12 protein-coding genes are annotated in these 13,618 nt (G+C 38.5%); 11 read left to right on the top strand and 1 reads right to left on the bottom strand.

The features are described from left to right. Positions 1–17 precede the first annotated feature (17 nt). The 9 genes from ACOKFG_RS03675 to ACOKFG_RS03715 all read left to right on the top strand — a co-directional run bounded on the left by ACOKFG_RS03675 (position 18) and on the right by ACOKFG_RS03715 (position 8,972). Positions 18–1,244: a cysteine desulfurase gene (locus ACOKFG_RS03675; protein WP_298793045.1), complete on the top strand. Its 1,227-nt coding sequence runs from the start codon at positions 18–20 to the stop codon at positions 1,242–1,244. Positions 1,245–1,316: 72 nt separating this feature from the next. Further along, positions 1,317–1,739, top strand: coding sequence for a SufE family protein (locus ACOKFG_RS03680; RefSeq protein ID WP_298793047.1), 423 nt, complete (start codon positions 1,317–1,319; stop codon positions 1,737–1,739). A 7-nt stretch (positions 1,740–1,746) separates the two neighbouring features. Next, on the top strand, positions 1,747–2,076 hold the full coding sequence (locus tag ACOKFG_RS03685; protein WP_190810868.1) for an SUF system Fe-S cluster assembly protein: 330 nt from the start codon (positions 1,747–1,749) through the stop codon (positions 2,074–2,076). Positions 2,077–2,120: 44 nt separating this feature from the next. After that, entirely contained in the window at positions 2,121–2,483 is a 363-nt protein-coding gene (locus tag ACOKFG_RS03690; RefSeq protein WP_298793049.1) for a four helix bundle protein, read from the top strand. A gap of 20 nt (positions 2,484–2,503) precedes the next feature. Beyond that, on the top strand, positions 2,504–3,007 hold the full coding sequence (locus ACOKFG_RS03695) for a DUF2480 family protein (RefSeq protein WP_299486890.1): 504 nt from the start codon (positions 2,504–2,506) through the stop codon (positions 3,005–3,007). Positions 3,008–3,070: 63 nt separating this feature from the next. After that, positions 3,071–4,003 (top strand): DUF3078 domain-containing protein, encoded by a 933-nt coding sequence (locus tag ACOKFG_RS03700; RefSeq protein WP_298793052.1) that lies wholly within the window; start codon positions 3,071–3,073, stop codon positions 4,001–4,003. Between the two features lie 464 nt (positions 4,004–4,467). After that, positions 4,468–7,404, top strand: a complete 2,937-nt coding sequence (locus tag ACOKFG_RS03705) for an ATP-binding protein (protein ID WP_298793053.1) — start codon at positions 4,468–4,470, stop codon at positions 7,402–7,404. 150 nt (positions 7,405–7,554) lie between these two features. After that, entirely contained in the window at positions 7,555–8,517 is a 963-nt protein-coding gene (locus tag ACOKFG_RS03710; protein ID WP_298793054.1) for a carboxypeptidase-like regulatory domain-containing protein, read from the top strand. A gap of 32 nt (positions 8,518–8,549) precedes the next feature. Beyond that, entirely contained in the window at positions 8,550–8,972 is a 423-nt protein-coding gene (locus tag ACOKFG_RS03715) for a hypothetical protein (RefSeq protein ID WP_298793057.1), read from the top strand. A 3-nt stretch (positions 8,973–8,975) separates the two neighbouring features. Here the strand turns inward: ACOKFG_RS03715 and hflX are convergent, their stop codons facing one another. Further along, entirely contained in the window at positions 8,976–10,181 is a 1,206-nt protein-coding gene (gene hflX, locus ACOKFG_RS03720; protein WP_298793059.1) for a GTPase HflX, read from the bottom strand. Positions 10,182–10,279: 98 nt separating this feature from the next. Here hflX and ACOKFG_RS03725 point away from each other — a divergent pair, with 98 nt between their 5' ends. After that, positions 10,280–11,227, top strand: a complete 948-nt coding sequence (locus tag ACOKFG_RS03725) for an endonuclease/exonuclease/phosphatase family protein (protein WP_298793061.1) — start codon at positions 10,280–10,282, stop codon at positions 11,225–11,227. A gap of 158 nt (positions 11,228–11,385) precedes the next feature. Next, positions 11,386–13,581, top strand: coding sequence for a S8 family serine peptidase (locus tag ACOKFG_RS03730; protein WP_299486883.1), 2,196 nt, complete (start codon positions 11,386–11,388; stop codon positions 13,579–13,581). The last annotated feature ends 37 nt before the right edge of the window (positions 13,582–13,618 follow it).

The raw sequence follows: 13,618 nt of genomic DNA on the forward strand, positions 1-13,618 counted from the left end.
ACAAGATTACTGCTTTCATGGTGCAATCATCGTTGGACATACAAACAATTCGTAAAGACTTTCCCATTTTAAACCGAAAGGTAAATGGAAAGCCTTTGGTATACCTTGACAATGCCGCAACTTCGCAAACACCCCAGCAGGTAATCGATGCGATTGTTGAATATTACCACGGGTATAATGCCAATATTCATAGAGGAGTGCATACCCTTTCCCAGGAAGCAACAGATGCGTACGAGGCTGCACGTCATAAAATCCAGCACCATTTTAGCATTGCAAAATCGCATGAAGTTATCCTAACTTCGGGGACTACCCATAGTATAAACTTGGTGGCCAATGGTTTTTCTTCTTTTTTAAAGAAGGGAGATGAGATTTTGGTTTCTGCCATGGAGCACCATTCCAATATTGTGCCTTGGCAAATGTTGTGTGAGCGCACAGGTGGAGTATTAAAAGTAATTCCCATGAACCAAAATGGGGAGTTGATTATGGAGGAATACCATGCCCTTCTTTCAGAAAAGACCAAGCTGGTTTTCTGTAATCATGTCTCTAATGCACTGGGAACAATAAACCCTATTGAAGAAATTATTGAGGCCGCGCACAAAGTTGGGGCTGCCGTTTTAATTGATGGCGCACAAGCTGCGGCCCACATAAAACCAGACCTACAAGCTTTGGATGTAGATTTCTATACAGTTTCTGCGCACAAAATGTGTGGTCCAACGGGGGTTGGAATATTGTATGGAAAAGAGGAATGGCTGAAAAAATTACCTCCATATCAAGGTGGTGGTGAAATGATTGAAGAGGTTACCTTTGAAAAGACCACTTATGCCGATTTACCACATAAATTTGAAGCAGGAACTCCAAATATTTGTGGAGGAATAGCTTTTGGAGCAGCTTTGGATTATATGAATTCTATAGGGTTTGAAGCTATTGCACAATATGAAGATGAACTGATTCGATACGCGACTGATGAGCTGTTGAAGATTGATGGATTGCGAATTTATGGAACGGCAGCGCAGAAGACTTCAGTTATTTCATTTAATATAGAAGGGATTCACCCCTATGATATCGGAACCATTTTGGACAAGTTGGGAATAGCTGTGCGTACTGGGCACCATTGTGCACAACCCATCATGGATTTTTATCAGATACCAGGTACGGTAAGGGCCAGTTTTAGTTTTTATAATACCAAAGAGGAAGTGGATGTGTTGGTTGAAGGCGTTAAGCGCTCCAAGAATATGCTTGCGTAACAAGAAGTTATCTTTCTCTTAAAGCTTTTGATTGACAATTGTCCGAATCGTACTTTTGAACAAAACGTATAAATGACCATAACAGAAATACAGGAAGAGATTGTAGACGAATTTTCCATGTTTGATGATTGGATGCAGCGTTATGAGTATATGATCGAGCTCGGGAAATCCCTTCCATTGATTGAAGAACAGTATAAAACGGATGACAATATCATAAAAGGGTGTCAGAGTAAAGTGTGGGTACATGCCGAATTGGATAACGACAAATTGGTTTTTACAGCAGATAGCGATGCCATAATCACTAAAGGAATCATAGCCATCTTGATTAGGGCTTTCAGCAACCAAAAACCACAAGATATAATAGACTCCGATACCGAATTTATAGATGAAATTGGGTTAAAAGAGCATTTGTCCCCTACTAGGGCCAATGGTTTGGTAAGTATGGTAAAGCAATTGAAACTTTACGCTATAGCCTATCAGACCCAATTAAATTAACACAATGATGAGCGAAGAAATTACCATAGATACACAGGAACTCGGAGAGAAAATCGTAAGAGTGCTCAAGACCATTTACGACCCGGAAATACCAGTGGATATTTACGAATTGGGATTGATTTACGATGTCTTCGTAAATGAGGATAATGACGTTAAGATTTTAATGACCTTGACATCACCAAACTGTCCAGTAGCCGAAACTTTACCAGTGGAGGTGGAAGAAAAAGTAAAATCTTTGGATGAATTAAAAGATGTTGAGGTAGAAATCACTTTTGACCCTCCTTGGACCCAAGAGTTAATGAGCGAGGAAGCAAAATTGGAATTGGGAATGTTATAAGAGAAATAAGATATCAGACCTCGGATATCAGAAATTAATATTTAATGAATAGGGGGTTTGAACAGATTATTTCTTGGAAGAAAGCAAGAAACTTAAACAAAGAAATCTACGAATTAACCAGACAAGTAGCTTTTTCCAAGGATTTTGCTTTAAGAGATCAGATTAGAAGAGCATCTATTTCAATTTCTTCTAATATCGCGGAAGGTTATGGAAGAAAGACAAATAAAGAGTTTATTTATTTTTTGAATGTTGCCCAAGCTTCTTGCTACGAAGTAAAATCTCAACTTTATTTGGCAATGGATGTTGAATATGTAAATAATGCTGAATTTGAAAAAGTTTATGGAATTTGTGAGGAGATTTCCAAAACCATTTATGGTTTGATTAAACACCTAGAAAGCAAAATCTGACAACTGATATCTGAATTCTTATGTCTGATATAATAAACAGAGTAGCACAAAGTAAACTGATAACCTTTGATCTTGAGGAAATATATCCAGAGGGTCATAGAGAAGAATTGGATATTAAAGGCTGGTTGCAAGAAGGTATAATTCTAAGAGAAAAGGACTTTAGAAATGCTTTAGAAGCACAGGATTGGGCCAGCTATAAAGATACCTATGTTGCTTTAACTTGTTCCACTGATGCCATTGTTCCTGGGTGGGCGTTTATGTTAGTGGCATCCAAACTACAACCCTATGCAAAAAAGGTAGTCGTTGGGAGTCTGGAAGATTTAGAAACATCACTGTACCAAAGTGTGCTCGCAGACCTGGATATTTCCGAATTCAAAGACAAGCCCGTTATCATTAAAGGATGCGCTAACAAACCAGTACCAGAGAATGCTTATATCATGGTTATGGTCAAAATACAAGAGGTTGCAAAAAGCGTGATGTATGGCGAAGCTTGTTCAGCTGTCCCTCTTTTTAAGAAGAAATAATTCTCCTCGAACATAAATGTGACATTTCTTAATTTTGCGTTTCTAAACACAAAACTCCATTCTATGAAAAAACTACTTTATGCAGTTACTGCATTTCTTGCAGTAATAGCGGCGCAAGCTCAAACAGAAGAAGAACTTAAGGCTCAAATTGGCCCAAAAAAAGATTCAATAGCTGCCATTCAAGGTCGCGTAAATGCTCTCCAATCTCAATTGGATGCATTACCAGGTTGGAAAATTGGAGCCTTTGGAACTATTGGAGGAAGTCTTTCCGGATTCAATAATTGGTTTTCGCAAGGTATTCCAAACAACAATTCAGGAACGATTGGCTTTACGGTCAATGCTTTTGCCAACCAACAAGAGGAAAAATTCTTTTGGAGAAACTCGGCCAACGTTAACTTAAATTGGGTTAAACTTGATGACAAAGACGACCCGAATGATGATGATGGGTTTCGGGAGTCAACCGATGTATTCAATATCTCCTCGCTTTATGGGTATAAACTAAGTGATAAGTTCGCTGTTTCTACCCTAGGGGAATACAGGACTACCATCTTGAGCAACTTTAATGATCCCGGGTATTTGGATGTTGGGGTCGGGGGTACCTGGACACCAATTGCAGACCTTGTTGTGGTAATCCACCCCTTGAACTATAATTTTGTATTCAGTGATGAGGATACCATTTTCAACTCTTCTTTGGGAGCAAAAATCGTGGCAGATTATACAAAACAGATTGGTGCAGTAAGTTTTAAAACAAACCTGTCGATGTTCCAAAGCTATGAAAGCGGAGACTTAAGCAATTGGACCTGGACAAACTCTTTTGCCTACACCTTATGGAAGGTCATAGGCGTTGGATTTGATTTTGGATTGCGAAACAACAAACAAGAGACATTGAATTACATCGTCAACAATGCACCAACACCAGATCCAACGGCAACGTTTGACACCATCGACAATGAATTACAAACATATTGGACACTGGGATTGAGCTATTCCTTTTAACAGAATACCAATAAAACTAAAAAAGCCCTCAAGAAATTGAGGGCTTTTTTATGGGGTTATATACGAAATTTGGGGTGTTTTTAAGCCATGTTATAAGTAGGTTAAGTTTATAGCAGATGTGGATGTAACACTATCACTTAAAAACAGTATGAAAGTAATTTTTCTGTGGTTAGGGCCTAAATTTTTGTTGTGAACAGCCAAAAAGATGTGGTAGAAAATGTTAACGATTGTATTTCATCGGGAAACTAAAACACATCGTCTTATGCAACATTAATGTAGATTTTGAGATTCTATCCATCAAATTGTTGTTGTCATGGTTTTTAAGAAGAGATTTTCGGTTTAACCATCGAATCTTTGTTACAATTTGAAACCCTAGTGTTAGTGATATTTTACTTTTTCCATCACATTGTATTGAGCTAAGCTGCCTAAAAAAAAGGTACCTTTAATAACTTAATATTTTGGAGATGAAACAATTGCACCTCCTTTGCTTGTTCTTTTTTACTTCGCTGTTATTTTCGCAATCGAAAATAGATAGCCTGCAACAAGCGTACACCAATACAGCCCATGATACGGTAAGAATAAAGATTCTTCAAGAACTATTTGGAGAGTATAGATACGATTCCATAACAAAAGCAAAAGCCACAATTTTAAGTGCTATTGCGCTTTCAAAAGAAACAGGAAATACCCGTTTGCAAATTGAGGGCCTAAACACATATGCCGATTTTTTAGGTTCCCGGTCAAGTTATGATTCTGCAAGTGTGGCTTATTATAAAGCACTTCAATTATCAGAAAAAATAGATTATCACAGTGGTCTTTTTGAGTCTCTGTCGGGTCTTGGAAACTTGTTTTGGAGAAAAGGAAATTTTGAAAAAGCCACGGAATTTCATGCAAAAAGTTTTGAAAAAGCCCAAGAATCAAAGGGCCAAGAAGATGTTGTCCACTATTATAACAATATGGCAAATATTTATGCAGAGAAAGGTGAATATGTCAAAGCAATGGAGTTATATATCAATGCAGCGGAAGAACATAAAGCAAAAGGGAATATAAAAGATTATGGTATCATTTTGGGAAATATTGCATTGATTCAAAGAAGGCTTGAGGATTACCCAAAGGCTATAGCATACCTTGAACAAAGTGACAGTATTTTCAAGCTGGTTGATTACCTGCCTGGTAAGGCCTTTGTGGAGTACAGTCTTGCAGTGATATATAAGAACAATGGTAAGTTGAACGAGGCTCTAAAATATAATAGGAAAGCACTTAAAAGTTATGAGATATTAGGCAATGTAAAAAGACAGGCTTATGCTCAATACACAATGGGAAGCATTAATTGGGAGCAAAAAAACTATGAGGGAGCACTGGTAGATTACAAAAATGCACATGACCTTTCCCTTGTAATTGAGGACTCTGTCAATGTAGGGTATTGCCTTAAGGCTATTGGAGATGCATATTATAAACTGAATAACAATATTGAGGCCAAAGAGAATTTGATAATGGCATTGGATATAAGCAAAGCCGTTCAACTAAACTTAATAGAGATGGATGCATGCGAATCGCTTGCTGCTATTTATGAAAGTGAAAAAAACTATGTTGAGGCACTGAAATATAAAAACATGTTCATTAAAGTGAAGGATAGTTTTTATGCGAAAGAGAAAAGAGGTTTGGCCGCTGAAATTGAAGCCAAATATCAGAATGAAGAAAAAACAAAGGAAATTTCATTGCTTGAATCGGATAAAAAACTTCAATCTCTTCAACTTGCTAAACGTGTAAATGAGCGCAATGCCATTATCGCATTCACAATTATCTTGCTGCTATTGGCCGGCCTATTGTACAATCAATATCGCATTAAACAGAAAACCAATAAGGAGTTAAGGGAGTTGGACAAATTAAAATCCAATTTCTTTGCCAATATCTCCCATGAGTTTAGAACGCCACTAACCCTTATCAAAGGACCCATTGAGCAATTGGAACAGAATCCATCCGAGGGATTGCAAATGGAGAGTATTAAAATGATTCGAAGAAATACCAATCGCGTACTGCAATTGGTGAATCAGTTGTTGGATCTGTCAAAAATTGATAAAGGCAATCTTAAACTGGAACGAACCGAAGGGGAAGTTTTTAAATGCTTGCGTGGCGCAGCAGCTTCTTTTAACTCACATGCGGCCCAAAGAGGAATTGACTATAAGGTGCAGATTCCACATGAACTTTTATGGGCCTCTTTTGATAGGGATAAATTGGAGAAAATTGTCTACAACCTTTTGGGCAACGCATTTAAGTTTAGTGATGACGGAGGTACAATTTCCATTTCTGTTAATTATTTGATGGATGAATTGAGATTAGTTATTTCAGACACTGGCAAGGGCATTCCTGAAGAAAAACTTCCCTTTATTTTTGATCGTTTTTATCAAGTAAATGGCGGAACAACGAGAGAACAAGAAGGCTCCGGAATAGGACTTTCTTTGTCAAAAGAATTGGTAGAGCTAATGGACGGAACCATAACCGCCACTAGCGAGATCAATAAAGGAACAATTTTTACGGTAGCACTTCCCATCCAAAAAATAAAAACAGGAACCTTAAAAAATACACCTCCTTTTCAAACTGATTCAAGTGAGGTTAAGGATAAGAAACCCTATGAGTTTAATCAGAAAGGTTCGGGGACTTTACCCACACTTTTACTTGTTGAAGATAATCCCGACATGTCTCATTTTATCAAAGAACACATTCAAAACTTGTATAATGTTCAAGAGGCCTCAAATGGAAAAATGGGGTTAGTAGCTGCAAGGAAAAATCCGCCAGACCTAATTATTACAGATGTGATGATGCCCAAAATGGATGGTGTAGAACTTTGTAAGGCCCTGAAATCTGATTTGAACACAAGTCATATTCCCGTAGTCATGTTAACTGCTAAGGCAGGCATTGAAGACAAGATTGAAGGTTTGGAAACAGGAGCGGACGATTATCTTACAAAACCCTTTGAACCAAAAGAGCTATTGGCCAGGGTCAAAAACCTTATTGAGCAAAGAAAAAAGCTTCGAGAACTTTTTGTAAAAAGCGAATCAACTATTGATCCAAAAAAAGTAACCACTACATCACTTGATGAAAAATTCATGGAACAGGTTTTGACCTTGCTTGAGGAGCAACATGTTGATTCTGATTTTGGGGCTTTGCAGATGCAAGAGGCTTTGGCCATGAGCAAGACCCAACTTCATAGAAAACTAAAAGCACTTACCAATGAAGCTCCAGGGGAACTGCTTCGAAATTTTCGATTAAAAAGGGCAGCTCAACTTCTCTCTAGAAAAGCGGACACAGTTACACAAATTGCCTACGCAGTTGGCTTTAACAACCTCTCCTATTTTGCCAAATGCTTTAAGGAACTCTATGGAGTATCTCCTTCATCCTATTAAGTAGCCGTTACCTGCCATCGTTTAAGTTATATCTCCGAAAGTGGAACCTTAGTGTTATCATTTGGCACCCTACTTATAGCACTAACGCACAGTAAAATCTAGTTTTGAAATGTAAAATGTTCCCCAAATTTTTAATATAAAATATGAGCTATGTATGTAAAAGATCATATTCCTTATTGGGGAATCTTAATGCAGTTTTTAAAAGGAGCACTTATTTCCTTTTTGACCCTTACCCTGCAGTCTTGCAGCAGCGGAGATGATGCTAATTCGGGTGGAGAGCCAGGATCTGTAACCGGAATCGTGAAAGATGGAGATGGCAACGTGTATCCTGGTGCCAGAATAACACTTGTAAAGGGTAACGAAACCTCGATTCGATCCACTGGCGTTGATGGAAAGTTTTTGATAAAAGGGAAATCAAATGGAACCCATGACCTTACGCTTGACCTACCTCTTTCCACCAAAGCGGTTTCTAGCGCTTCGGTAACTGTTCAAATATCAGAAAACAATGAATCCAAAGTAGATTTTGTTATTCAACCACAACCCGTCAAAGCCCATTTGAATTTTGGCAGTGTACAGATATTGGAAGAGATTTTGGATGAAAATGGAAATACACCAATAGCCTCTAACGAACCTCTTTATGCCGCAAATATTTTTGATCAGCCTTTGGGATTGCTTACCGCAATTAAAGCTCCTGATGACCATCATGTAACACTTTCCGAATTCAAAATGGCTAAAGGGGAATTAAATGTGCATTGTGAAGGTGATAGCGCTATTATCAATGTTGCTTTAGAAGGCATGATTCCAAATGGCACTTATACATTTTGGCTTGCATATTTGAACAAGACCAGAAAAGTTAGTGAGACTATTGATTTTATGAATGATTTTGTGAATCAAACCAATCCGCCAATTGGTGCTTCAAATGGAACTGAGAATATTGCAGTTGCCGATGCGGGAGGAAATATAAATGTTGTTTTGGAACATACTTCTTGCATTCTTACCGATGAGGTCGCATTGGTCATACCCATTCTGTACCATATAAATGGAAAGACTTTTGGCGGAGGTCATGTGCCAGACCCGGAAGAAATGGTGCATATGCTGGCATATTTTCAATAATGATATAGAAAAGAACACATAAATTTTAAAAAATGAAAAAACTAAAAAACACTTTGTTTTACATAGCACTACTGTTTGTTGGTATTAGCTGCAGCAGTGATGATGAATCGAACCTTTCAATTACGGCAAATGCTCAAAGCTTTCAATTGAATGGAGTAAATAATTGTGACCTTTCAGGTGGTACTGGAAGCACTTTTGTTATGACCATTCCATACACTTCTTCTGATGGTGTTGACATCCAAAAACTTCAAATAAAGACCAAAGTTTCAGATGGAGGTTCAGAGAGTAAAACAAACACACAGTTTACAGACAATGGCACTAGTATTGTCTGGGCTACTTGCTTTCGTTTTGGTTCTCAAACTTGGGTAGAATTCGAAGTGACATTGGAAGGTTCCGGGAATTCTTCAAGCAACACAACAACTGTGCGAATAGACAAACCGGCCGGAGCAAATTAAGGCTTATTCCAAATGTTCTGGATATAAGAAATTATTATATGGAAAACGGGTCACATGAATGTAGCGCACTTCATCATAGACTCGTTTTCTAAAATCATCCAGGTTCTCTTTATTCAATGCTGAAATAAAAAGGGCTCGGTCACCTATTTTGTTGAACCAGGTCTTTTTCCATTCTTCTAAAGTGAAATGAGATTTGGTTCGTTCGGTAACTAAATCATCCTCGTCAATGGTTTCGGGTTGATACTTATCAATTTTATTGAAGACCATAATGGATTTTTTGTCCGAACTTTTGATTTCATCCAAAATTTGGTTTACTGAAGCAATGTGTTCTTCAAAGTTAGGATGGGAGATGTCCACAACATGCAATAGCAAATCTGCTTCCCGAACTTCATCCAAAGTACTTTTAAAACTCTCTACCAACTGGGTGGGTAACTTTCTAATGAATCCAACAGTATCACTCAATAAAAAAGGTAAGTTGCCAATAACAACTTTTCGTACCGTAGTATCCAAGGTTGCAAAAAGTTTATTTTCCGCGAAGACATCACTTTTGCTAATGACATTCATTAGAGTAGATTTACCTACATTGGTATACCCTACCAAGGCAACTCGAACCAACGCACCACGGTTTCCGCGTTGCGTTTCCATTTGACGGTCAATTTTGGTGAGTTTCTTCTTTAGCAATGAAATTCTATCACGAACGATTCGTCTATCCGTTTCAATCTCAGTTTCACCAGGACCTCTCATTCCGATACCCCCTTTTTGTCTTTCCAAGTGTGTCCAAAGACCAGTCAGTCGTGGTAACAAATACTCATATTGAGCCAGCTCTACTTGGGTACGAGCATAGCTGGTTTGCGCCCGTTGCGCAAAAATGTCCAATATTAAGCTTGTTCGATCTATGATTTTACACCGAAGTTGCTTTTCAATATTTCGTTGTTGCGCAGGGGAAAGTTCGTCATCAAAAATCACCGAGCCGATTTCATTTTCTTTTACAAATTTTTCCACCTCTTCCATCTTCCCACTTCCAATCAAGGTCTTGGGATTGGGAACATCCATACGCTGCGTAAATCGGTTGAGAACTTCTCCCCCGGCTGTATAGGTGAGAAATTCCAACTCATCCAAATACTCCTTTACCTTGTGTTCATCCTGGTCCCTATTGATTACCCCAATGAGCACTGCCTTTTCATAATTTGTAGCCTTCTTTTCTAGCATTGAATCAATTAAAGTGCAAATCTAAACAATGTTTACGAAGCTGTTTTGTACATTGGATGTTTATAATTTTATAAATGTATCACTAAACCATATTTACTTTGAGTATTCTTGAAGACCAGTACACTATCGCTTTCTACAACCTGGAGAATTTTTTTGACACTACTGATGACCCACATACTTTAGATGATGACTTTACACCTAAAGGTAGAAAAGGATGGGATGAAGAAAGGTTCAGAAAGAAATCAAAGAAAATGGCCAAGGCCATCTCTCAAATAGGATTGGAAGAAAGTGACTTCCCTCCAGTGCTTATTGGCATTGCAGAGGTGGAAAATAAAAAGGTCATTGATGCCTTATTGGGATCAAAAACATTGCGTGTTGTAGATTATGATTATGTGCATTTCGATTCTCCGGATGAGCGGGGAATAGATACGGCCTTAATATATCTTCATCAACATTTTAAGGTTTTAGATTCGGAAACAATTCCACTTCTAATTGAAAGCGAGAATGGAAATCGAGATTACACTCGAGATATTCTTTATGTGCATGGAGTGTTGCACCAAGAAGAGGTTCATGTTTTTGTAAACCATTGGCCATCTCGAAGGGATGGTGCCGATGAAACTAGCTACAAGAGAATCAAAGCAGCAGAAACCATAATCAGAAAACTAAATACTCTGGATTCGGAAAACCCAAACTGCATCATTATGGGAGACTTTAATGATGACCCCAATTCTGAAAGCATTCAAAAGTTGATGGGAACAGGACTGTTCATCAATCCTATGGAAAAGCTTTTATCACCTGACTCAGGTAGTGCAAATTATAAGGGGGAATGGAGTCTCTTTGACCAAATCTTGATTTCCCATAGTTTTTTGAATTATGAGCAAGGCACGCATAGCTTTAAAAAGGCCAATGTTTTTTCACCTCAGTTTTTAGAAGAATGGAAAGGCAAGTATAAGGGGAATCCATTTAGAACATTTGTTGGGAAAAAATACTTGGGAGGGTATAGCGATCACTTTCCGGTTTATGTTACTTTAAAGGAAAACAGGTAGCATTTAAACGAAGGAAAAATACTACACAACATAATAAGGTATTTTCACAACAGCTCAACTTCGAAAACTACGTAATTCATCGAAATAAAAGGGGTTTTTGTCGATAGATTTTTGATTCGATAATAGATTTGTAGTCCAAATCCTACTTAACCTCTATTATGGATTGCAAAAAATTGACATCGGGCACAGGAGTTTTTTCATCCCTTATTTTATTCTTTTTAAGCAGTTTTGTTGCTTTCGGACAGTCCGATACCAACAAGCGAAATATTAAGTCAGCATATAATAAGCATAGACTATCCACATTGATTTCTGAATTGAAATCCGAGCATAAGATTAAGGAAGTCCAAATTAACAATGTACTTAAAAGCAAAGATTGGAAGCAACTTGAAGTAAGCAAGGATGGTACGGTAGTGGCACTTAAGGATGTTGGAACGGACGGTACACCGCTATTTTATACTACCTTAAATGACCCATCAAACCAAGTTTCAAGGGCGCAGACATTGTATTCAAATGGGCTTTTGAATCTGGGTTTGGATGGAAATGACTTAGAGGTAGGTGTATGGGATGCCGGTAGCGTATTGATTTCCCATCAAGAGTTTGATAGCAGGGCAAGCAGCGTTGACAATTCAAACGAAGTAAGTCTTCATGCCACCCGGGTAGCAGGAAACCTTATCTCATCTGGAATAAAACCTAATGCAAAGGGAGTCGCCTATGCCGCTGAGGTATTGTCACATGATTGGACGAGAGACAAGATTGAAGTAGCTGAAGCCGCTGCAAACGGTTTGTTGTTGAGCAATCATTCTTATGGAATAAAATCAGATAGAGTTCCGGATTGGTATTTTGGATCATATATAAAAGTATCCCAGGATTGGGATAAAATTATGTACAGTGCACCTTACTATCTTATGGTGTCCGCTGCAGGGAATGCGCAAAGGTCATATGATAATGACTTACCTAACTATGGGCAGACCGCTGAAGGATTTGATCTTCTATTGGGATTTGCTACGTCCAAAAATGGACTTACCATTGCTGGGGCAAATACCAAGATTGGAAATAATGGCGAACTTAAAGAAGCCCAGGTTGCCGGCTATAGTAGTTTGGGTCCAATTGATGATGGGCGAATTAAACCTGATTTGGCTGGGGATGGATCTTCCATATTTTCAACAAGCTCTAATAGCAACTCAAGTTATGACACTTCTATGGGGACATCAATGGCTACCCCAGGCGTGACCGGGTCACTGCTTTTGCTGCAACAGTATCATGAGGAATTGTATGATGCATACATGAAAGCAGCAACCTTGAAAGGATTGGCTTTGCACACGGCTGATGACGTTAATGTCAAAGGTCCAGATTACAAAATGGGCTGGGGAGTCATGAATGCTAAAACAGCTGCGGAAGTCATTCAAAACAAAGACTACAGTAGCTTAATAAATGAGGAAAGCCTAAACGAAGGCGAGACCTATGAGATTACAGTTGAGACTAACGGATTGGAGCACCTAATGGTCTCCATTAGCTGGACAGACCCAGAAGGAGAATTCATAAATCGCGGAGATTTGAATAATATGACGCCAGCACTTATCAATGATCTTGATCTTAGGGTTACACAAAATGGGCAAACTTATTTACCATGGAAATTAAATCCTGCAAAGGCAAATGATGCTGCCTTGATAGGCGATAATAACGTTGACCCTTATGAACGGGTAGAGATTGATAATGCCAATGGCGAATATATCATTACCATAAGCCATAAAGGGATGTTGAAGCTGGGAGCACAAGACTTTTCGTTGATTGTGTCCGGAGCACAACTTACCAACTGTACTGCAGACAGTCCATCTGATTTTGGATTACTATCGGCAACAGAAGATTCTGCCACAATTTCATGGAATGGCACTGAAGACACACTTTATGAGGTAGAGTATAAGGCTTTAAATGAGACTGCTTGGCAAAGCAAGATGATTTGGGAAGGTGATTTTACACTTTCAGATTTGAAAGTGGGCACAACCTACCAAACTAAGGTTCGAAGTATCTGTACCGCAAACATAATGTCAGATTTTAGCGATGAGGTGCAGTTCATTTTTAAAGGATTAGAAACCGAAATTTTTGCCTATGAACCACTTTCTTTTAATGAGGAGTTGCAGATTTCTGTATACCCAAATCCCGCAACAGAATGGTTAACTCTGGATGCTAAACTGTCCGCAGATGCAGTGTATTCAATTGTAACTACCTCTGGAAACTCAGTTCAAAGTGGTGGGGCCGATGCATCGATCAATGTTTCTGGCTTATCTTCTGGACTGTATGTTTTGGTTGTTCAAGATTACGCTGGAATCAAAAGCACCAAGTTTTACAAGAATTAAATGAAAACCATTGCAATCGTTCCAATACCCATAAAAG

The organism is Flagellimonas rhodophyticola, assembly GCF_049332665.1.
Lineage (GTDB): Bacteria > Bacteroidota > Bacteroidia > Flavobacteriales > Flavobacteriaceae > Flagellimonas.

What these genes read in the sequence shown, in the direction of transcription:
- ACOKFG_RS03690 (WP_298793049.1), top strand. Translation starts at nt 2,121, where the DNA reads ATGAATAGGGGGTTTGAACAGATTATTTCTTGGAAGAAAGCAAGAAAC.
- ACOKFG_RS03715 (WP_298793057.1), top strand. Translation starts at nt 8,550, where the DNA reads ATGAAAAAACTAAAAAACACTTTGTTTTACATAGCACTACTGTTTGTT.
- ACOKFG_RS03675 (WP_298793045.1), top strand. Translation starts at nt 18, where the DNA reads ATGGTGCAATCATCGTTGGACATACAAACAATTCGTAAAGACTTTCCC.
- ACOKFG_RS03695 (WP_299486890.1), top strand. Translation starts at nt 2,504, where the DNA reads ATGTCTGATATAATAAACAGAGTAGCACAAAGTAAACTGATAACCTTT.
- ACOKFG_RS03680 (WP_298793047.1), top strand. Translation starts at nt 1,317, where the DNA reads ATGACCATAACAGAAATACAGGAAGAGATTGTAGACGAATTTTCCATG.
- ACOKFG_RS03710 (WP_298793054.1), top strand. Translation starts at nt 7,555, where the DNA reads ATGTATGTAAAAGATCATATTCCTTATTGGGGAATCTTAATGCAGTTT.
- hflX (WP_298793059.1), bottom strand. Translation starts at nt 10,181, where the DNA reads ATGCTAGAAAAGAAGGCTACAAATTATGAAAAGGCAGTGCTCATTGGG.
- ACOKFG_RS03705 (WP_298793053.1), top strand. Translation starts at nt 4,468, where the DNA reads ATGAAACAATTGCACCTCCTTTGCTTGTTCTTTTTTACTTCGCTGTTA.
- ACOKFG_RS03700 (WP_298793052.1), top strand. Translation starts at nt 3,071, where the DNA reads ATGAAAAAACTACTTTATGCAGTTACTGCATTTCTTGCAGTAATAGCG.
- ACOKFG_RS03685 (WP_190810868.1), top strand. Translation starts at nt 1,747, where the DNA reads ATGAGCGAAGAAATTACCATAGATACACAGGAACTCGGAGAGAAAATC.
- ACOKFG_RS03730 (WP_299486883.1), top strand. Translation starts at nt 11,386, where the DNA reads ATGGATTGCAAAAAATTGACATCGGGCACAGGAGTTTTTTCATCCCTT.